21 protein-coding genes and 1 pseudogene are annotated in these 18695 nt (G+C 60.4%); 8 read left to right on the top strand and 14 right to left on the bottom strand.

Annotation, left to right across the window (positions count from 1 at the left end; genetic code table 11):
* Positions 1–64 precede the first annotated feature (64 nt).
* Positions 65–1432: an aspartate aminotransferase family protein gene (locus FHT78_RS13585; protein ID WP_183744514.1), complete on the top strand. Its 1368-nt coding sequence runs from the start codon at positions 65–67 to the stop codon at positions 1430–1432.
* Here FHT78_RS13585 and FHT78_RS13580 read toward each other — a convergent pair.
* Positions 1429–2919, bottom strand: coding sequence for a glycosyltransferase family 39 protein (locus tag FHT78_RS13580; protein ID WP_183744512.1), 1491 nt, complete (start codon positions 2917–2919; stop codon positions 1429–1431). The two genes, FHT78_RS13585 and FHT78_RS13580, sit on opposite strands and share 4 nt — an antisense overlap.
* 2 nt (positions 2920–2921) lie before the next feature.
* Positions 2922–3932 carry a glycosyltransferase family 2 protein gene (locus FHT78_RS13575; RefSeq protein WP_183744509.1) on the bottom strand — a complete coding sequence of 337 codons (1011 nt, stop codon included), beginning with the start codon at positions 3930–3932 and terminating at the stop codon, positions 2922–2924.
* 80 nt (positions 3933–4012) lie between these two features.
* Here FHT78_RS13575 and FHT78_RS13570 point away from each other — a divergent pair, with 80 nt between their 5' ends.
* A complete protein-coding gene (locus FHT78_RS13570; protein WP_183744506.1) occupies positions 4013–4972 on the top strand; it encodes a lysylphosphatidylglycerol synthase domain-containing protein in 960 nt (319 codons plus the stop codon).
* Between the two features lie 89 nt (positions 4973–5061).
* On the top strand, positions 5062–7446 hold the full coding sequence (locus FHT78_RS13565; protein WP_183744504.1) for a DNA/RNA non-specific endonuclease: 2385 nt from the start codon (positions 5062–5064) through the stop codon (positions 7444–7446).
* Here the strand turns inward: FHT78_RS13565 and FHT78_RS13560 are convergent.
* From FHT78_RS13560 to FHT78_RS13545, 4 genes are read right to left on the bottom strand one after another with little or no spacing between them, the layout of a single operon-like run.
* A complete protein-coding gene (locus tag FHT78_RS13560; protein WP_183744501.1) occupies positions 7441–8676 on the bottom strand; it encodes an RNA polymerase sigma factor in 1236 nt (411 codons plus the stop codon). The two genes, FHT78_RS13565 and FHT78_RS13560, sit on opposite strands and share 6 nt — an antisense overlap.
* Before the next feature lie 10 nt (positions 8677–8686).
* A complete protein-coding gene (locus tag FHT78_RS13555) occupies positions 8687–9046 on the bottom strand; it encodes a YciI family protein (RefSeq protein WP_183744499.1) in 360 nt (119 codons plus the stop codon).
* A gap of 2 nt (positions 9047–9048) precedes the next feature.
* Positions 9049–9408 carry a YciI family protein gene (locus FHT78_RS13550; protein WP_183744497.1) on the bottom strand — a complete coding sequence of 120 codons (360 nt, stop codon included), beginning with the start codon at positions 9406–9408 and terminating at the stop codon, positions 9049–9051.
* A gap of 12 nt (positions 9409–9420) precedes the next feature.
* Positions 9421–9771: a YciI family protein gene (locus FHT78_RS13545; protein ID WP_183744495.1), complete on the bottom strand. Its 351-nt coding sequence runs from the start codon at positions 9769–9771 to the stop codon at positions 9421–9423.
* 155 nt (positions 9772–9926) lie between these two features.
* Between FHT78_RS13545 and FHT78_RS13540 the strand changes: the two genes are divergently transcribed.
* The gene (locus tag FHT78_RS13540; RefSeq protein WP_183744493.1) at positions 9927–10094 is read left to right on the top strand and encodes a hypothetical protein; all 168 of its coding nucleotides are present in this window, start codon (positions 9927–9929) and stop codon (positions 10092–10094) included.
* A 38-nt stretch (positions 10095–10132) separates the two neighbouring features.
* On the opposite strand, the gene amn is transcribed toward FHT78_RS13540, so the two are convergent.
* The 3 genes from amn to FHT78_RS13525 all read right to left on the bottom strand — a co-directional run bounded on the left by amn (position 10133) and on the right by FHT78_RS13525 (position 12363).
* Entirely contained in the window at positions 10133–11635 is a 1503-nt protein-coding gene (gene amn, locus FHT78_RS13535; protein ID WP_183744491.1) for an AMP nucleosidase, read from the bottom strand.
* Positions 11636–11717: 82 nt separating this feature from the next.
* Positions 11718–11897, bottom strand: a complete 180-nt coding sequence (locus FHT78_RS13530) for a hypothetical protein (protein ID WP_183745351.1) — start codon at positions 11895–11897, stop codon at positions 11718–11720.
* Positions 11898–12024: 127 nt separating this feature from the next.
* Complete coding sequence (locus FHT78_RS13525) at positions 12025–12363, bottom strand: DUF2147 domain-containing protein (protein ID WP_183744489.1); 339 nt, start codon at positions 12361–12363, stop codon at positions 12025–12027.
* 428 nt (positions 12364–12791) lie between these two features.
* On the opposite strand from FHT78_RS13525, the gene FHT78_RS13520 reads away from it, so the two are divergent.
* Positions 12792–13061, top strand: coding sequence for a sel1 repeat family protein (locus FHT78_RS13520; RefSeq protein ID WP_183744487.1), 270 nt, complete (start codon positions 12792–12794; stop codon positions 13059–13061).
* Between the two features lie 158 nt (positions 13062–13219).
* On the opposite strand, the gene FHT78_RS13515 is transcribed toward FHT78_RS13520, so the two are convergent.
* From FHT78_RS13515 to FHT78_RS29785, 3 genes and pseudogenes are all read right to left on the bottom strand, one after another.
* Positions 13220–14332, bottom strand: a complete 1113-nt coding sequence (locus FHT78_RS13515) for a pyridoxal phosphate-dependent aminotransferase (protein ID WP_183744485.1) — start codon at positions 14330–14332, stop codon at positions 13220–13222.
* 94 nt (positions 14333–14426) lie between these two features.
* Positions 14427–14825, bottom strand: coding sequence for a PilZ domain-containing protein (locus FHT78_RS13510; protein WP_183744483.1), 399 nt, complete (start codon positions 14823–14825; stop codon positions 14427–14429).
* A 241-nt stretch (positions 14826–15066) separates the two neighbouring features.
* Positions 15067–15171, bottom strand: a pseudogene (locus tag FHT78_RS29785) (DUF2177 domain-containing protein); the annotation flags it as partial.
* 236 nt (positions 15172–15407) lie between these two features.
* Between FHT78_RS29785 and FHT78_RS13505 the strand changes: the two are divergent.
* Entirely contained in the window at positions 15408–15854 is a 447-nt protein-coding gene (locus FHT78_RS13505; protein ID WP_183744480.1) for a host attachment family protein, read from the top strand.
* Positions 15855–15926: 72 nt separating this feature from the next.
* Here the strand turns inward: FHT78_RS13505 and FHT78_RS13500 are convergent, their stop codons facing one another.
* Complete coding sequence (locus FHT78_RS13500) at positions 15927–16265, bottom strand: hypothetical protein (RefSeq protein WP_183745347.1); 339 nt, start codon at positions 16263–16265, stop codon at positions 15927–15929.
* Positions 16266–16636: 371 nt separating this feature from the next.
* Here FHT78_RS13500 and FHT78_RS13495 point away from each other — a divergent pair, with 371 nt between their 5' ends.
* Positions 16637–17077 (top strand): glyoxalase superfamily protein, encoded by a 441-nt coding sequence (locus tag FHT78_RS13495; protein WP_183745343.1) that lies wholly within the window; start codon positions 16637–16639, stop codon positions 17075–17077.
* A gap of 37 nt (positions 17078–17114) precedes the next feature.
* Positions 17115–18482, top strand: coding sequence for an MATE family efflux transporter (locus FHT78_RS13490; RefSeq protein ID WP_183744477.1), 1368 nt, complete (start codon positions 17115–17117; stop codon positions 18480–18482).
* A 45-nt stretch (positions 18483–18527) separates the two neighbouring features.
* Here FHT78_RS13490 and FHT78_RS13485 read toward each other — a convergent pair whose 3' ends face one another.
* Entirely contained in the window at positions 18528–18692 is a 165-nt protein-coding gene (locus FHT78_RS13485) for a hypothetical protein (RefSeq protein ID WP_183744474.1), read from the bottom strand.
* Positions 18693–18695 lie beyond the last annotated feature (3 nt).

Below are 18695 nucleotides of genomic sequence, written 5' to 3'. Positions count from 1 at the left end.
TCCTCTCGCAGAAGGCCAAGGTCGTAAACCATCAGTCAAAGCCTTTCAATCCGAAGGTCTAATCATGTCCGATACTTACCCGCTGTCCAATCTTGCTGCGATCGATGCCGCTCATCATCTGCATCCCTTCTCCGACATGAGGAAGCTGAATGCCGAAGGCACGCGCATCATCCAGCGCGGCGAGGGTGTGCATATTTTCGATAACCACGGCAGAAAGTATCTCGATGGCTTCGCCGGCCTCTGGTGCGTCAATATCGGCTATGGCCGCAGGGAAATTGCCGATGCCGTGGCCCGCCAGATGAACGAGCTTCCCTATTACAACACTTTCTTCGGCACGACTTCGCCGCCGGCGACCCTGCTGGCTCAGAAGGTGACGTCCAAGGCCGGGCCGCACTTCAACCACATCTTCTTCACCGGCTCAGGCTCGGAGGCGAACGACACCTGGTTCCGCATGGCCCGCGTCTATTGGGCAGCCGTCGGCAAGCCCCAGAAGAAGACGGTCATTGCACGGCGCAACGGCTATCACGGCTCGACGGTTGCCGGCGCCAGCCTCGGCGGCATGAAATACATGCACGAGCAGGGCGACCTGCCGATTCCTGGCATCGTCCATATCGGCCAGCCCTATTGGTATGGCGAGGGTGGCGATCTCTCGCCTGCCGAATTCGGCCTGAAGGTTGCCCGTGAGCTGGACGCCAAGATCGATGAGCTGGGCGAGGAGAATATCGCAGCCTTCGTCGCCGAGCCAATCCAGGGTGCGGCCGGTGTCATCATTCCGCCGGAGACCTACTGGCCGGAGATCGATCGCATCTGCAAGGCGCGCAACATCCTGCTGGTTACTGACGAAGTCATCTGCGGCTTCGGTCGCCTCGGCGAATGGTTCGGCCATCAATATTTCGGCGTCGAGCCGGATTTCGCGCCGATCGCCAAGGGACTTTCCTCGGGTTACCTGCCGATCGGCGGCGTGCTCGTCAGCGATCGCATTGCCGACGTGCTGATCAACGAGGTCGGCGATTTCAATCACGGCTTCACCTATTCCGGCCACCCGGTCTGCGCTGCCGCAGCGCTTGAAAACCTGCGCATCCTGGAGGAGGAGAAGCTGGTCGAGCGTGTGCGCGACGATATCGGCCCCTATTTCGCCAAGAAATGGGGCGCCCTTGCCGAGCACGATTTCGTCGGCGAGGCGCAAAGCATCGGCTTGATGGGTGGCCTGCAGCTCGCCGCTGACAAGAAGACCCGCACCCGCTTCGAAAAGGCCGATCAGATCGGCGCGCTGGTGCGCAATCATGCTCTCGCAAACGGCCTCGTTCTGCGCGCCACCGGCGACCGCATGCTGGCCTCCCCGCCGCTCGTCATCAGCCATGAGGAGGTCGACGAGTTGGCGCGTATCGCCAGGATTGCGTTGGATGCTGCCTGGAAGGAGTTGCGAGCCTAGGGATAGGCGACGGCGTAAGCGAACTGATAGGTGTCGCCAGGCCGACCGTAGATATAGGGCAGGCTGACGACGTGGATTTCCGGCTGCTTCAAGCCATTTTGCGCGATGACGTCCTTGAAATAGTAATCTGGCCAGGCAGGGGGCGTTTTGCCCTTGTCATCTCGCCAGACGAAAACGACGGGGTGTTTCGCATCGAGCTGGAACGTCGGCTTGAAGTCCGGATAGAAATAGGACTGCACCGGGGTGCCGGGCATCTGCAGCCGCATATTGCCGTCCAAATGCGGATCGTATCCGACGATGAGCCCCGGCTCGCCGCCGATGTCCTTCCGGATCGTCTCGGCGAAGCTCGCGTACGGGATGTTCAGCCGCTGATACTTGCCGAAGAGCGGGCCATAATAGGCGCGCATGGCGAGCACGGCCAGCACTGCACCCATGATGACACCACCGACAGCGATCGATTTGCGCAGCGGCGCCCCTGCATCGACTTCGGCACTTTCGGCCTTCATGCAGATATAGAGCGGCAGGATGAGGAACAGCGGCGTCAGCCATCGGTCGGCGACGTTGTCGACGCCTGCAAGCAGGATCATCAGCGCAATGGCGCCGATCTCGATCAGCAGGATGCGACCTGCAATTCTTGTCCAGTGGCTGGACGCACGCCACATTGCCGGCAGCGATTTGGCAAAGAGCGCCAGAAAGATGACGACCGAGAGGCCGGCGATGCCGATCATCGCGGAGATGAAGCGGAAAAAGCCGGTCGCTACCTGTGACAAAAAGCCATCTTCTTCACCGGTCATCTTGTGCAGCGTGCGATCGACGGCAAGGTCGAGATGTTGCAGGAACCAGAGCGCATGCGGCAGAACGATCGCGATTGACAAGACGATTGTCAGGATTAGCCGCCAGTCGAAGAGCCGCTTGCGGAAATCGGTGTCGACGAGGGCGGCGACCAGAGCGGCGGCGGGGAGAAGCGCGAAATTATACTTCGATATGATGCCGATGCCGGTCGCGATGCCGACGATGGCATAGGAGATTGCCGAGGGCGTCTTCAGCGTTCGGAAAAAGCCGTAGAGGAACAGCGAGCCGGCAAAGATCGTCGCCACCGAATGCGTCAGATCGCGCTGCGCCTCGAAGACGACCTGCGGCACGGTGAGCAGGCCGAGCGTCGCCACCACCACCAGGCTGCTGTTCTTCAATGTCAACCGCGCCGTCAGCCAGTAGAAGACGTAGGAGAGGAACAGCATGGTGCATTTGAGGAACGACAGCGAAAACAGCGACACACCGACGAGCGATGTCATGCCGTACTGCATCCAGTTGTAGAAGGGCGGCTGCGAATTATAGCCGAAAGCGAACCATTGCGAGAGCAGCATCTGCTCCGCCTCGTCGAGCTCCAGCGCATTGGGAATGCTGAGCCGCACGATCAGGTGGAGCAGAAAATAGGCTCCGAGTACCGCCAGGATCAGATGTGGCCGGCGGCTGAAAAGGCTCTTCACGTTCAGCTTTCTCGGGAGAAGATCTGGCGCACGATGTAATTCGGCGAGGCATCGTCGCGGTAATAGGTCCGGGCGATCATTTCAGACAGAATGCCGGTGGTGATCATCTGCACCGAGGACAAGAGCAGCACGACGCCGACCATCAGCATCGGTCGTGTGCCGATATCGTTGCCCATGATGAACTTGTCGAAGCCGAGATAGAGGAGGATCAGCGCTGCGAGGCCGCCGAGGCCAAGGCCGAGCGAGCCGAAGAAATGGCCCGGACGCGCCTTGTAGCGCATGAAGAACATCACAGACAGCAGGTCGAGGATCACGCGGAAGGTGCGTGAGATGCCGTATTTCGAGGTGCCGTGCTGCCGCGCATGATGGGTGACGGCCATTTCGCCGATGCGCGAGCTCGGCACCACTCCGGCAACCCAGGCTGGGATGAAGCGGTGCATTTCGCCCATCAGCTTAACCTGTTTGATGATCGAGGCGCGGTAGATCTTCAGGCTGCAGCCATAATCATGCAGCTTCACACCGGTGATGCGGCCGATGAGGTAGTTCGCGCACCAGGAGGGGATTTTGCGCAGCAGCAGCCCGTCCTGGCGGTTCTTGCGCCAGCCGACGAGCAGGTCGAGTTCGCGCCGTTCCAGTTCGGAGACCATCGAAGGGATATCCTTCGGATCGTTCTGCAGGTCGCCGTCCATGGTGGCGATCAGCCGTCCCTGCGCGGTATCGATGCCGGCCTGCATGGCGGCGGTCTGGCCGAAATTGCGCTGCAGCTCGACGATGCGCAGCGCCAGCCCTTCGCGGTTGACGAACTTGCGGGCATTGACGAGCGTTGCGTCCGTGCTGCCGTCGTCGACGAGGATCAGTTCCCAGCGATGCGGATAATCGGTCATGGCCGCGGCTATACGCTCGACGAGCGGGCCGATGCTGTCTTCTTCGTTGAAGACAGGAACGACCAGCGATAGTTCGAGCGGTTGTACCTGATCATTCGCACCGCGAATGGACTCTACCGTTGTCTGCAACTTTCATTTCTCCTAAAAGGCGCGGCAATGGAAGACCGATGAAAACCAGCCGCCGCAGCCAAACTTAGGAAGCCTGATACATGAAGACCCCGAGTGTTGAAAGCGGGCAATCCTGGTTTCTGCGCAATCGCATGAGCCTTCTGACGGTCGCAATCGTCGCAGCCTATGCGTTTTTCATCGAATGGTTCTGGGGCTGGCCGGTCATACTGGAACAATGGGCCGCTGTCGGCCCGCGTCCGGTCATCGGCGCACTGATACTCCTGACCAGCACCTATTTCCTGCGTACATGGCGCATCTACGATTATTTTCCACGGGAGACGGCGGGCCGTTTTGCAACGCTCTTCCGCGTCACCCAGATCCACAACCTTCTGAACATCATGCTGCCCTTCCGCGCCGGCGAGACCAGCTTTCCGGTGCTGATGCGCACGGAATTCGGCATTCCCCTGACGCGCGGCACTTCCGCCTTGCTGGTCATGCGGCTGCTGGACCTGCATGCGCTGCTCGCTGCCGCCGGCCTCGGCTTTGCTGTGGCCGCCTCCAATGCCGCGCTTGCCTGGCTCGTCTGGGTCATATTCCTCTTCCTGCCGGTCCTTGCCTTCGCTGCCCGCAAGCCGCTGCTGCGCCTCGGTGCGAAACTTCTGCCGCGCAAGGCGCAGGTGCTGCTTCACGAAATCGAGAATGGGCTGCCTTTCGATGCCGTTGCCTTCAGCCGCGCCTGGGCGATGACAATCGTCAACTGGCTGGTGAAGGTGCTGGTGCTCGCCTGGGCACTCGGTCTGATGGGTGTCATGCCGATGGCCGCAAGTTTTGGGGGCGCGCTGGGCGGTGAGCTTTCCTCCGTCCTTCCGGTCCACGCGCCCGGTGGCGTCGGCACCTATCCCGCCGGTATCACCGCCGGTGCGGTCGCCTTCGGCGCATCGAGCGAACGCATGGCGCTGGATGCGCTGGCCCAGGCAAGCGTCAACGCACATCTGCTCATCATAGTCTCGGCCCTGACCGGGACCGCCATCTCGCTTCCGCTCGGCCGCCGAAAAGCCTGACGACATCTCCGCAAATTCTGTCATATTAACAACGTGAGATTGCGATAGTTTCTGATTTCGCTGGAATTCCATGACGAGGGAGGGGCTTCATGGTGGATCTGCGGACTTTCGGAGAAGTTGAGAATGTCGTCCGCAGCCGCCTGCGACGGATGAAGCCGGAGATCGAGCGTTCGCTGACGCAGATCGCCGAGGGCAACCCGCTTGCAGCCGAGACCCAGACGACGAGGCGCATCGACAGACTGCAGGTCAAGGCCGGTCTCAGCCGCGAAGAAGCGGGATTGATATCGTCGGCGATCGACATGATCGCCAGGGATAAGGGTGTTCGCGCCGAAAAAATGCCGGGGCCGGAAGCCATTCTTGGATCGACGCTCGATTTCGTCGGCGTTTCCTTTCTGGAGCGGGGCCGCCGGGCCGCTGATGCGGTCGGCCGTATCGCCTTCCTGAACGAAGGACCGCAGGGAACCGGCTTTCTGGTCGCGCCCAACCTTCTGCTGACCAATCATCATGTGATTGAATCGGCCGCCGCTTCCGGCAAGTTTCAGATTCAGTTCGATTACGAGTATGACGTTGCCGGCCGGGCGCGCAATCCGACGTCTTTCCTGTTCGATCCCGCGCTTTGTTTCGTGACCGACGGTATCGAGGGGTTGGATTTTACGCTGATCGGCATCGGCGAACGACGATCAGGCACCCGCCGCCTCGAAGAGTTCGGCTTCATTCCGCTCTCCGATGCCAGCGACAAGCATATGCTCGGGGAGATCGCCAACGTCATCCAGCATCCCGATGGGCGGTTCAAGGAACTGGTGCTGCGCGAGAACCATCTCGTCGCCCGCGACGAGACCCAGCAGGTTCTGCATTATGTCGCCGATACCGAACAGGGCTCTTCCGGTTCGCCGGTCTTCAACAATGAATGGGAGCCGATCGCCCTTCATCACTGGGGTGGCCCCTGGCTGGAGGTGATGGGCACAGATGGCAAGCCGTTGGCGCGCGAGATCAACGAAGGCATTCGCATCAGCGCCATCGTCAGGTATTTGCGCGAAGCAAGGCTTGCCGGCGCCGCAGCAGAGGCTGTGCGCCGCGCGCTCGCTGCATGGGACAGTGCGCGGCGCCCGGAAACCAATGCGATAGGTGCGCCGCTGAAGTTGACGGAAGAGAGGATCCCGGAGGGTCCGCAGGCGGGTTCCATCCCAAAGCCGGAAGCACCCAATCCACGACACAATCCGGACGGCTCGGTAACCTGGACCTTTCCGATCGAAATCAGCGTGCGTGCGCCGCTGGCCGCCCCGCCTGTCGTGGAGCGGACGGGTGGCGGCCAACCTCGCCTGAAGACTGGTCCTTTGACGGGTGGTGCGGCCGAAGCCGCCAGCTGGGAGACGGAGGATTTCAGCGATCGCGGTGGCTACGAGCCGGGCTTCGTCCCGGGACACAGCATTCCGCTCCCCGATTTCAGCGGCACGGGATGGCGCCCCGCCAAGAACCAGATCCCGCCGGCTGGCGGCGATCCGAACGAACTGCCCTATCACCATTTCTCTATCGTCATGAATGCCGACCGTCGTCTCTGCGGTTTCACTGCCGTCAATATCGATGGCGGACGCATCAAGGCGATCAATCGCGAGGACAAGACCGTCATCGACGAGCCTTCGCTGAAGGATCTTGGCGTCGAATCCATCGGCGCGGATGGCGCAGAGGCAAGCGACGACTTCCGCCCGGACCGTCGCGTCCTGCTTGAGGAACAGATGAACCGCCCATTCTACGAGAAGCAGATCGTGAAGGGCTTTCTCGATACGAAATCGCCGGAGCGCACGGCGCGCATCTTCCAGAAAGGACATATCGTTCTGCGCGGCGACCCGGCATGGGGTTCGGAGACAGAAGCGTTGGCCGCGGAACGCGACACGTTCTTCTATACGAATGCAGCTCCGCAGGTTGGCTTCTTCAATCAGGGCAGCGCGCTCGACCGGCCAGGTTCCAAGGGCAAGCTGCGCTGGAGGGCCGTGGAAACATATGTGCTGCGAAACGCCGTGACCATGAAGCAGCGTGTGAGCGTATTTGCCGGTCCGGTCTTCGACGAAGCCGATCCGCCATATCGCTTCGCCAGCAAGGTGCCGCTGCGCTTCTGGAAGATCGCCGTCTGGAGCGATCGCGACAGCTTGCGCGCGATCGCTCTGCTTGCCGATCAGAAGCCGGTTCTGCAGATCATGCCGGAGGCGATCTCCGCCGAAGCCCTCGGACCGGAAGCCTTTGGCGATGAGGAAGAACTGGCGCGCGTTTCCGAATTCCTGTCGAGCGTCGAGGAGATCGAGGCATTGACGAAGCTCGATTTCGGCGATCAGCTTCGCACCGCCGATATTTGCGCCGGTCGGGCAGCCACACCGGCGATCACCCTCGACCCCGCTGATCTGGAGCCGGCACGCTCCGGAACATCATCAGGCAGAGGCCGGGCGGGCAGGGCGCGGCCGCGGCGCACGCGTTCGTCATAAGGAAGCCACGAGCTCTTCGATACGCCTGAGCAGAAAAACCCGCTCGGGTTCCTGCCGACAGAAGCTCAGCGCCGTCTCGTAAGCTTCGATCGCTTCGTCGCGTCGTCCGAGCCGCCGCAGAAAATCTGCCCGCGCCGAATGCGCGAGGTGATAGGTCGTCAGTTCCCCCTTGCCGATGATGGCATCGACGAGCTCCAGTCCTTTTTTCGGCCCTTCGGACATGGCGATCGCCACAGCGCGGTTGAGCTCGGCGATATCAGAGGGATGGGCGGCAATCAGCAGGTCGTAATAGAAGGCGATGCGCCGCCAGTCCGTTTCCTCTGATCTGCTGGTCTTCGCGTGCTCCGCCGCGATGGCCGCCTGGACCGTATAGATGCCGATCTCAGGCGCGCGCATGGCGCTTGCGAGCAGCGAAAGCCCCTCTGAAATCTTGCTTCGATCCCAGCGTGAGCGATCCTGATCGGCAAGCAACACCAATGCGCCATCGACATCCTGCCGGGCAGCGCGGCGCGACTCCTGCAGGAGCAATAGGGACAGCAGACCTGCGACATCCGGATGCGGCAGCAGGGTTGCCAGTAGCCGCGCCAGCCGGATTGCCTCGGCCGTCAGGTCGGCGCGCACGATCGTGTTGCCCGAGGATGCCGAATAGCCCTCGTTGAAGACGAGGTAGATCACATGCAGCACCCGGTCGAGCCGCTCCGGCAGCTCCGCCCCGACAGGCACTTCATAAGGGATTTTCTCGGTCTTGATCCGGTTCTTGGCGCGCACGATGCGCTGTGCGACGGTCGGCGCCGGCACGAGGAAAGCGCGCGCGATCTCTTCGGTCGTCAGCCCGCAGACCTCACGCAGCGCCATGGCGGTCTGCGCGTCCGCCGGAAGCGCCGGGTGGCAGCAGATGAAGATCAGCCGCAGCATGTCGTCCTCGATCGGTTCCATGTCGCCGATCTCCGTTTCCGTGCCACCAGGATAAAGCCCGTCCTCGATATGCTGCAGCGAGGCATTGAAGCGCGCCCGCCGCCTGAGATGATCGATCGTCTTGAAGCGGCCGGTTGACACCAGCCAGGCGACCGGGTTGTTTGGCATGCCATCGACCGGCCATGTCCGCGCAGCCGCCGCAAAGGCGTCGTGCAGCGCTTCCTCCGCCCGGTCGAAATCGCCGAGCAGGCGGATCAGCGTTGCCAATATCCGGCGCGAATGCTGCCGGTAGATATCTTCGATCACCTGTTCCAACGGCCAGCCCTCACTGCGGCAGGGTGAGCGTTCTTACCGGCCGCAATTCGATCGACCCGACCCGGACGCTTGGAATGCCCGCGACGACTTTGCGCGCCTGTTGGAGATCGGCCGCCTCGATGATGTAGATACCGGCCAGATGTTCCTTCGTCTCGACATAGGGGCCATCGGTCGAAGACAGAATGCCTTGGCGCACTCTCAGCACCGAGGCACTGTCCGGACCTTCCAATGCATCGGAGTGAATCATGATGCCCTCGCGCTCAAGCTCCTCGTCATAGTGGAAATGCGCCCTCACAAGTTCATCGCCTTCGGCCTGCGTGAGCGTGCCGTCCACATCGGCGGAATTATAGATGAGGCAGACGAAGCGCATGGCTATCTCCCATCCCTTATTGAATAGGCCGGCCGGATTTCGACCGATGCATATTTGAGGATCGGGAAGGTGGAAATGATCGACTGTGCTTCCGCCATATCCTCGGCCTCGATCACCACGAAGCCGCCGAGATGCTCCTTGATTTCGGCGAAGGGACCGTCTGTCGCGACAACGGTGCCGTTGCGAATCCTGAGCGTCACTGCCTGTTCCGGCTCGTAAAGCGCCAGCGCGCTCAGCATATGGCCACTGGCGCGCCAGTGATCATCGCTGACGATGCATTCCTGCGTGAGTGCATCCCACTCCTCGCGGGGGACGCGTTTGCTCTTCTCGGTATCGAACCAGATCTGACCCAGAAACTTCATGATATGACCTCCTCAGCCGAATTCGTGGATAGGGCGAACCTCGATCGCGCCGAGCTTTGCCAGCGGAATGCCGGCGGCAATACGGATCGCATCATTGAGGTCCTTGGCGTCGATCAGGATGAAGCCGCCGAGCGCTTCCTTCGTCTCGATGAAGGGGCCGTCGGTGACCGACATCTCGCCGCTGCGCACCCTGACCGTGACCGCTGATTGCGGCGACTGCAGCGCCTGGGCAACGATCATGTGACCGCTCTCGGCAAGATCGCGGTCATAGGCAAGCGAATCCCGATCGAGCTTGTTCTTCTCTTCCGGAGACATGGCCGACAGCGCCGTGCCGTCGAACCAGACCTGGCAAAGATATTTCATTGCTTATCCTCCACGCAGTGCTTTCACAGCCCTTGGACGAACAGCGTAAGCGCTTTTCGACAGGGAAGAAAAATATCTTTTTAGCGGCCTGCGTGTCGAAAGATCGAGACAACACTCGACAAGGCTCCGTCGAAACACATCGAGGAGATGGAGCAATGAGCATGCTTGAATTCGGAATAGCACATCTGATCGTCACACGCGGTGCACGCAAGATGCCGCCGCTCGAGAATGCCGAGGTGATGAAGGTGCTGGTCAGGACCGTGATCGCGCTCGCCGCGCTTGCCGGCCTTGTCCAGGCGCTGCAGCTCGCCGCAAGCGCCTAGATAAAAGGCAGCCCGGCTGCTGGGCTGCCCTCGATATCTTACTGGAATGCCGTTTCGAAGAAGCTGCGCAGCTTACGCGAATGCAGGGCTTCCGGCGGCATGGCGGCAAGCTTCTGAATTGCTCTTATGCCGATCTGCAGATGCTGGTTAACCTGCGTGCGGTAGAAGGCGGTCGCCATGCCCGGCAGCTTCAATTCGCCATGCAGCGGCTTATCGGAAACGCAGAGCAGCGTTCCATAGGGCACGCGGAAGCGGAAGCCGTTGGCGGCAATCGTTGCCGATTCCATGTCGAGCGCGATGGCGCGGGCCTGCGACAGGCGCTTCACCGGGCCGGCCTGATCGCGCAGTTCCCAGTTGCGGTTGTCGATCGTGCCGACCGTGCCGGTGCGCATGATGCGCTTCAGCTCGAAGCCTTCGTAGCCGGTGATCTCGGCAACGGCAGCCTCGAGCGCCACCTGCACTTCGGCAAGTGCCGGGATCGGCACCCAGACCGGCAGGTCGTCGTCGAGTACATGGTCTTCGCGCATATAGGCATGCGCCAGAACGTAATCGCCGAGCCGCTGGCTGTTGCGCAGGCCGGCGCAATGGCCGAGCATCAGCCAGGCATGCGGGCGAAGCACGGCCACGTGGTCGGTGATCGTCTTGGCGTTGGACGGGCCGACGCCGATATTGATCATGGTGATCCCGGCATGGCCCTTCTTCTTGAGATGATAGGCCGGCATCTGCGGCAGGCGGGCAAGTGTGGCATCCGTTTCCGGAACGCTTGCTCCTGCCAGCGTGACGATGTTGCCGGGCTCCACGAAGGCCGTGTAGCCTTCGCCACCTTCTGCCATCAGCTTGCGTGCCCAAGTGCAGAACTCGTCGATATAGAACTGGTAGTTCGTAAACAGCACGAAGTTCTGGAAGTGCTCGGCACCCGTCGCCGTATAGTGCGACAGGCGGGCGAGCGAATAGTCGATGCGCTGTGCGGTGAATGGCGCCAGCGGTGAGGGCTCGCCTGGAGGCGGCAGATACTCGCCATTGGCGATCTCATCGTCGGTCGTATTGAGGTCGGGCGTATCGAAGAGATCGCGCAGCGGAATATCGACGAAAGCCGCCGCAGACGCTTCCACGTGGGCGCCTTCGCCGAAAGCAAAATGCAGCGGGATCGGCGTCGAGGATTCGGACACGACGACAGGCACGTTGTGGCTCTTCATCAGGAGCAGCAACTGCTCCTTCAGATAATGCTTGAAGAGCCTCGGCCGCGTGACGGTCGTCGTATAGACGCCCGGTGCCGTAACATGACCATAGGAGAGGCGGGAGTCGACATGACCGAAGCTCGTCGTCTCGATGCTGACCTGGGGATAGAAGGCGCGATAGCGGCAGGTGATCGGCGCCCCTTGCGCAAGCTTAGTGAAGCTGTCGATCAGGAAGGAGGTATTGCGCTCGTAGAGCTCGGTCAAAGCTTCGACGGCTTTTGCCGGATCATCGAAGGCTTGCGGCTCGAAAGGGGGAGGGGACGAAATGTCAAAAACGGACAGGGGATAGATTCGTTTGCTCATGAGGCATTATAGAGAGTCATTTTTAACAAGCAAACGACGCGCGGAGGCTGAGACCCGGATTTTTCAGATATGCTTCCAGGTCTCAGCGGATGGCAGTGCAGTAACCGCCGCTGCTTTTCAGGCAGGTATAGTTCGCGCCGAAATGCGACTGCTGTGCGCCGCCGCCGCCGGTACGCACGACGACTGCCGAAAACGAAATCGCGAAGATCGCCGCAAACAGCGTTATGATTGTAAACCGTCTCGCCAGAATGAACACGTCCACGTCCTTACCCCGATATACGCCCTTCATGGTGCTGTTTTGCCATGATGCGGCTGAACGGGTGCTGAGATGGCGGTTCATTTTGCGTTCAGTTTCTGAGGCCGGCTAAGGTTCTCAGAGACTGAACGTTTCAGAGGCGAGTCCAGGTCTGCGTTTTGCAGAAGACCTGCATCACGCAGCCCTGCATCTTCAGCGAGCTGCCGGAGATGCTGCCCGAGCCGCTATAAGTCTTGTCGTCGGCCGGATCGGTGATTTCACCGCTATAGCTGCCGCCGGTGCCGGACAGCCTGCCGATCTTCTTGCCGGCATATTTGCCCGTCTTCAACGTGATGCAGTATGCGCCGCCGCAGGGCGCAATTGCCGCCGTATCGCCGGCGCGCGTCTTCCAATTGCCGACAATCGGCTCATCCGCCTGTGCAAGGCCTGCAACAAGTGCCAGCGTGCCGGCGAAAACGAGGGTACGGATCATCTCTTCCTCCATGAGATATGAATGGCGCGAAAATAACTGACGCGAACGTAAAGGTAAATACGCGGGGGAAGGGCCGAAAATCCGGCCTCCGGACAGGGTTTTCCTGCTGATCGCCTGATCGACGCTGATTTCATGGTGAACAAATCCTCAATTTCCAAGTCTGAATTTTTCGTAAAAGGCATGCGAAAATCCTTAATTCGCGGGGATTCCGATGTTTAACAAAAATCCAATTTTACCAAGCGTTTGCACTTTGTTTGCGTCAAATTAAGCATGCATTTTAGGCGTTTTTTGAAAGCCGTTTGGCATAGTGAACCCATCAAACGAGCGGGGTAAGCCCGCCGGACCGGAAAGGCCGGAAGCTACAGAAGATGGCAAGGCCCGAAGGTAAAACAGGGTACGTCTTAACAGGCTAAACAGGGATAGAACCGATGGCACGCTTTGAAATGCACAATGCTGAAATGGCCACCATGGGTGGCGACAACAACAGCGCCGATGTCTTCTGCGAAATGGGTCTGATGTATGCGACCGGCCGTGGTTGCGCGATCGATCTCGTCTCCGCTCACAAGTGGCTGAACATCGCTGCAATCAAGGGCAACGACCGCGCAGCCGAGCTGCGCGCCGATGTCGCTGCGACGATGAGCAAGATGCAGCTTGCCGAAGCGCTGCGCGCCGCCCGCGAATGGATGACGATCCACTAAAAATCGTCCCCTCCGGTAACAAATCGACAAGAGCAAAATAACAACCTCAAAAGAGGGGAGCTGGCGGGGCACCTTGGACGGGGCCGATGCCAGGAGAAGGAAACCGCGACCGGCTTGTCCTCTGCCGGCCGCGGTTTACCGTTCTGGCTTACTCGTTTTCAGCCGAGCTTCTTCAGCACCAGCGGCAGCGCCTCTTCGAGCAGCGCCATGTCCGCTTCAGGCCCGACGCTGACACGAATGCAGCGGTTGAGTGGCGCCACACCCGGCATGCGGATGAAGACACCGTGTTCCATCAATCCGTCGACGATCGCCCGCGCGTAAGCGCCATCGCGCCCGGCATCAACGGCCACGAAATTGGTGGCGGATACCAGCGGCTGCAAGCCATTCGTCCTGGCAATATCAGCGATCCGGTCGCGCGCGGCATGGATTTTCCCGATCACTTCGGAAAGATAGGCCTGATCCTTAAGGGCTGCGAGCGCTGCGACCGTCGCAAGCCGGTTCATGCCGAAATGGTTGCGGATCTTGTCGAAGGCCTGCGCCGTACCCGGCGTCGAAATAGCATAACCGATGCGGGCGCCGGCAAGTCCGTAAGCCTTGGAGAAGGTGCGGGTGCGCACGATATTCGGCAGGTCGACGAGGGACTGGATCGACGGCAGCGCTGAGGCCGGGCCGGTCTCGCTATAGGCTTCATCGAGGATCATCAGGCAAGTTTTCGGCAGGGCGTGCGCAAAGGCGACGATCTCTTGGGCATCCCACCAGCTTCCCATCGGATTGTCGGGATTGGCGAAATAGACGAGCGGTGCGTTCTCGCGCTTGACCGCATCGAGCAGCGCGTCGAGATCCTCGCGGTCGCCGGCATAGGGAACGGTGACCAGCCGGCCACCGAAACCGTTCACGTGGAAATTGAAGGTGGGGTAGGCGCCGAGCGAGGTGACGACGGTGCCGTCGGGCTCGATCACCAGCCGCACGATCTGCCCGAGCAATTCATCGATGCCGCCGCCGATGGCGATATTGGCCGGTGTCACGCCGAGATGGGCGGCGAGCGCCTCGCGCAGAGCGTAGTTTTCCGGATCGTTGTACTTCCAGATACCGCCGACCTGTTCCCGCATTGCGGCAATGACCGAGGGAGCCGGGCCGAAACCGTTTTCATTGGCGCCGATGCGCGCTTTGACCTTCAGGCCACGCTGGCGCTCGATGGCCTCGGGGCCGACGAAAGGAACGGTGGAGGGCAGGGCGCTGGCGAGTGGCGTGAAGCGCGAGAAGGCAGACATGCGAGGGTAATTTCCCGAAACTGTTGAAAAAGCCGCGCAACAATAGGCTCTCGCTTTGCCAAGGCAAGCAAGATTATTTCACGCTCGCGACTGCTCAGACGCGCTTGCCGTTGCGGCGCGCGTCGATCGCTTCGGTATTGCCGATCATGAAGTCGGCGCGCACTACCTTGCGCAGGACATCCAGTTCGATGAGGTTGATGAAGCGAACACCGATGCGTTCGTGATGGCGGTAGACCTCGGCACAGCCGATGCGATAGGCAAGCCCCAGGATGTTCAGGTAATAATGCTTGGGCAGGCCGGCCGTGGTGGACACGACGAAGGTCGCGCCGCCCTGGGAAATCTCGAGAATTTCGGCGCTGCGTATCGAAATTCCGGTCAGGCAGGGACGAACGGCGACGATACGGGCCGGCCGCTTGACGTTGAACTCCTCCCAGCGAATGTCGTAGACAGCCGACTTCACCGTGGCGAGGTGCGTTGCGCGGAGCATTTCCATTTCGCATTCTCCGTCAGACAGTTCAAATTTCGGGCTGTTCGACGGAGAGGCTCACACGAATGCTTTTCACATTCGTCAAATATAAAATTACAGTTTTAACGAGTTTGAGATTTGTGCGGTAGCGGCACATCTATTGTACCCTCTTGGGAATAAACCGGCGGACGTTAGGCCGGCATGCGAGCAATGGCCCTCAGCAGGCATCGGGCGCAACCGGAAAGGTTCGCCTAAACAATATCCACCAGAGGCTCATGGCGAGCGGCCAGTCCTTTCGTGTCGACAAACGAGGGATGTTGCAGGGGCCGTAAGCCGCGAGTCCCAAAATGGCACCATGGAGAAGCGCCAGGGAGGCATCCCTTTGCCTAATTGATCGCCGTAGGACGTGCGGGCGTCGAGGCAGCCGGCGCAGGCAGTGAGCGCTATCATCATCGTCTTCGATCTCCCGCTTTGTCCCTTCTGCGCTATGTCCTGCCTTCCGGATCGCGGTTGATTCTCTTTGGGCAGATTTTTCCCGAACTCTTTCAATTGCCGGGCGTTTTCTCTTAACGATGCGCTGCTTCCAATGATGAAAGCGAGGAAACTGAAATGACAGATGTCAAAGTTCCCTGGGAATCCTGGGTCGTCGTGTGCGATGGGGCAAAAGCCTTGATCCTGCAGAATGCAGGTGACGCCGAGCTGATGAACCTTCAGGTCCGTGAAACTCTCACACAGCCCAATCAGCCGACCCGTGAGCTTGGTACCGACAAGCCGGGCCGCGCCTATGCCCCGGACGGGCTCAGCGGCAGCGCCATGGAAGAGACCGATTGGCAGGACCAGGCCGAAGCCGACTTCCTGAGAGAAGTTGCGGTAAAACTCGATGAACTCGTGCATGAGAAGGAGGCAAGGCGCATCGTTCTGGTGGCGCCTCCGCGTGCGCTCGGCACGCTGCGTCCCAATCTCAGCGCCGATACGCAGGCAGCGATCTCAGCCGAGGTGGCGAAGGATTATACCAACCTTCCCGTCGATCAGATCGAGCGGTATCTTGCCGCCTGATCGCCGCAAGCTATCGCTCTTCCAGCGCGGGTCAAACGGCCCGCGCTTTTTATATGGCCGAAAATGAGGGAATCACAGGCTGGTTTCGAAACTCAGCCGCAGCACGTGATGCAGGAATTCGGGGTTCAGCAGCATGTTGAAGCTGATGGTCACGAACTCGTCTTCGCGCTTGACCACGGTCGCGCCGATCTCGTCATGGATGCCGAGGATTTCCAGGAAGAAATTCTGCGGCATTTCCAGGCTGGGGCTGACTTCCAGCAGCGCGCCGGCGAGCGTGATGGTGCGGATCAGGCAGCGCACTTGCGTGCCGGTGCTGAGATGGTGGCCGACGAAGATGATGTTGCCGGGCCGGTCGAGGTTGAACTCCCTGTAAGCCTCTTCGGGCTTGGGATGTTCTGTGTCGAGGTGCATCTGAAAGGCCATATCAGCCTCCGCTTGTTGTACGATCAGATTTTAACGCGTGAATACTTACATCTGCTGAACAACCATCTTAAAATTGAAAGCTTGTGCAAAACCTAACGGCATAACGCTTTTATTGCAGGCTATACTGTTCAGAATCCGCCCAATCTTCAGTTAAGCCTGCGCCATCATTGACTTGGCGTCCGTGGTCGCGCATAGAGAAGCCGGTTCGAGGCACCTGCTGCTCGCGGATGAAACATCCATGGTGAAGCCCTCGCGATCATGGTCACAGCCCCAATGCATGCTGACTGACGGCAATGCGAGCCCCCCCTGACAGTCGAATGGCATGCCTTTGAAAGGCTGAACCCGTGACTCGTACCACTATGACTATGACCTATCCACCGATCGACGAGCTGAAGGCCCAGGCAAAGCGCTTGCGCCAGGCCATGACCGAGCGCGGCAGCGAGATGAGCCATGCCGCCGCTCTCGAACTGATCGCCCGCCAATATGGCGCCCGCGACTGGAATACGCTCTCTGCCCTCGCTGCCAAGCCCAATGACAAACCCGCCTCGCCGATTTTCGTCGGCGCCCATGTCAGCGGGCGTTATCTGAACCAGCCCTTCACCGGCAAGGTTCTGGCGCTTGCGGCCGTCCCGGGCAGCGAATTCTACAGGATCACCATCCATTTCGATGAGCCTGTTGATGTCGTGACCTTCGAGAGCTTCTCGGCCTTCCGACAGCGCATCCACGCCCAGATCGACGAGAATGGCGTTTCGCCGCGCAAGACCTCCAACGGTCTGCCGCATCTCGTTCTCGATATCTGATCGCCAAATTGCTGCCCGTAGCACCCGGATTCCGTCCATGACCTCACGCTCTGAAACCAATGCCTTTCTGACCGGTCCGCTGCCTGCGGTTTTTGTCCGCACTGCGCTGCCGATCATTCTCATCACCACTATCAACGGCCTGTTCGCCGTGGTGGACGCCTATTTCCTCGGTGCCTATGTCGGGGCTGGCGCACTTTCCGCCGTCACACTGATCTTCCCCGGCCTGATGATGCTGGTCGCCCTCCAGTCGCTCGTCTCGAACGGTATGGCGAGCATCCTTGCCCGTGAACTCGGCGCAGGCAATCGCGATGCTGCCCGGCGCACGTTCGCGGCTGCCCATGTGCTGGCAATCGTGGTGGTGCTTGTTATCAACGTGATCTACTGGACGGTCGGCTGGACCATCGTCGCAAATGCGGCAAGTGGTGACCTCGCAGTTGCCGAAAATGCCCGCACCTTCATGGGTATCATGGCCGGTGCCGCGCCCATCGCCTTCTTCCTGTCGCTCAATATCGATGCCTTGCGCAGCGAAGGCCGGATCGGCTTCATGACCATGGTGATGCTTGCCGCCACGGCACTCAACATCGCCGCCAATTGGTTCTTCATGGCGATCCTTGGATGGGGTGTGGCCGGCTCGGCGGTGGGCTCGGTGCTCGCCCAGGCGATCTGCCTGGTTGCCGTGCTGATCTACCGCTGGCGCAACGAGCGCGCGCTCCGCCCGGCCACCCGCTTTCCACTTTCGGACTGGCGGCCGATCATGGCACTTGGCGCGCCGATGAGCCTCGGCTTCATCGGCATCTCGCTCTGCTCGGCAGCCGTGATCTTCAACCTGTCAATCTGGGGCGAGGGCGATTACGCCGCAACCGTCGGGGCGTACGGCATCATCACCCGTGTGATGACCGTCGCCTATCTGCCGCTGCTCGGCCTCAACATCGCCTTCCAGACGATCTGCGGCAACAATTATGGAGCCGGCCTTTCCGAGCGTGTCGGTCGCAGCCTGCAAGTTGCCCTGATCACAGCCCTCGTCTACTGCACCGGCGTAGAGATCACGGTGGAATTGCTGGCTAGTCGCCTCGGCCATGTCTTCGTTGCCGACCCCGTCGTCATTGCCGAGGTCTCGCGCATCCTGCCATGGACGATCGGCGCCTATTTTCTGTTCGGCCAGATGATGGTGCTGTCTGGCTATTTCCAGGCGATCGGCGATGCCAGACGCGCAGCGATCTTCGGCCTGTCGCGCGCCTATCTCTTCACGCTGCCGCTGACTTTCCTGCTGCCGCGTGCGTTCGGGGAGATGGGCATCTGGATGGTGCCGGTCTTTGCCGAGGCCTGCATGTTCCTGCTGGCCTTCACTGTGCTTGCGCGCAATGCAAGGCGGCTCGGCTGGCGCTATGGTCTGCTGCCCGCTTGAAAAGAAAAGCAAGAAAGGGCCGCACCTTGCCGGCGCGGCCCTTTTTCAATCCTTGCTGGCTGCGGGTGCGGATGCCGCAGCAGCCTCCGCTTCTCCGAGCGCCTGCGCACATTCCTCGCAACAGACTTCAACGGTCTTGCCGCCAAGCTTCACGCTGATGGCATCCGGCCCGAGTTCGCAGTCGCAGGCAGCGCATGTGGTCTTCTTCATCTT

The organism is Rhizobium sp. BK196 (assembly GCF_014193255.1).
Classification (GTDB): Bacteria; Pseudomonadota; Alphaproteobacteria; order Rhizobiales; family Rhizobiaceae; genus Rhizobium.
This window is presented reverse-complemented; position numbering and strand designations above follow the sequence as displayed.

What these genes read in the sequence shown, in the direction of transcription:
- FHT78_RS13585 (WP_183744514.1), top strand. Translation starts at nt 65, where the DNA reads ATGTCCGATACTTACCCGCTGTCCAATCTTGCTGCGATCGATGCCGCT.
- FHT78_RS13570 (WP_183744506.1), top strand. Translation starts at nt 4,013, where the DNA reads ATGAAGACCCCGAGTGTTGAAAGCGGGCAATCCTGGTTTCTGCGCAAT.
- FHT78_RS13565 (WP_183744504.1), top strand. Translation starts at nt 5,062, where the DNA reads ATGGTGGATCTGCGGACTTTCGGAGAAGTTGAGAATGTCGTCCGCAGC.
- FHT78_RS13555 (WP_183744499.1), bottom strand. Translation starts at nt 9,046, where the DNA reads ATGCGCTTCGTCTGCCTCATCTATAATTCCGCCGATGTGGACGGCACG.
- FHT78_RS13550 (WP_183744497.1), bottom strand. Translation starts at nt 9,408, where the DNA reads ATGAAGTTTCTGGGTCAGATCTGGTTCGATACCGAGAAGAGCAAACGC.
- FHT78_RS13545 (WP_183744495.1), bottom strand. Translation starts at nt 9,771, where the DNA reads ATGAAATATCTTTGCCAGGTCTGGTTCGACGGCACGGCGCTGTCGGCC.
- FHT78_RS13540 (WP_183744493.1), top strand. Translation starts at nt 9,927, where the DNA reads ATGAGCATGCTTGAATTCGGAATAGCACATCTGATCGTCACACGCGGT.
- amn (WP_183744491.1), bottom strand. Translation starts at nt 11,635, where the DNA reads ATGAGCAAACGAATCTATCCCCTGTCCGTTTTTGACATTTCGTCCCCT.
- FHT78_RS13525 (WP_183744489.1), bottom strand. Translation starts at nt 12,363, where the DNA reads ATGATCCGTACCCTCGTTTTCGCCGGCACGCTGGCACTTGTTGCAGGC.
- FHT78_RS13520 (WP_183744487.1), top strand. Translation starts at nt 12,792, where the DNA reads ATGGCACGCTTTGAAATGCACAATGCTGAAATGGCCACCATGGGTGGC.
- FHT78_RS13515 (WP_183744485.1), bottom strand. Translation starts at nt 14,332, where the DNA reads ATGTCTGCCTTCTCGCGCTTCACGCCACTCGCCAGCGCCCTGCCCTCC.
- FHT78_RS13510 (WP_183744483.1), bottom strand. Translation starts at nt 14,825, where the DNA reads ATGGAAATGCTCCGCGCAACGCACCTCGCCACGGTGAAGTCGGCTGTC.
- FHT78_RS13505 (WP_183744480.1), top strand. Translation starts at nt 15,408, where the DNA reads ATGACAGATGTCAAAGTTCCCTGGGAATCCTGGGTCGTCGTGTGCGAT.
- FHT78_RS13500 (WP_183745347.1), bottom strand. Translation starts at nt 16,265, where the DNA reads ATGCACCTCGACACAGAACATCCCAAGCCCGAAGAGGCTTACAGGGAG.
- FHT78_RS13495 (WP_183745343.1), top strand. Translation starts at nt 16,637, where the DNA reads ATGACTATGACCTATCCACCGATCGACGAGCTGAAGGCCCAGGCAAAG.
- FHT78_RS13490 (WP_183744477.1), top strand. Translation starts at nt 17,115, where the DNA reads ATGACCTCACGCTCTGAAACCAATGCCTTTCTGACCGGTCCGCTGCCT.
- FHT78_RS13485 (WP_183744474.1), bottom strand. Translation starts at nt 18,692, where the DNA reads ATGAAGAAGACCACATGCGCTGCCTGCGACTGCGAACTCGGGCCGGAT.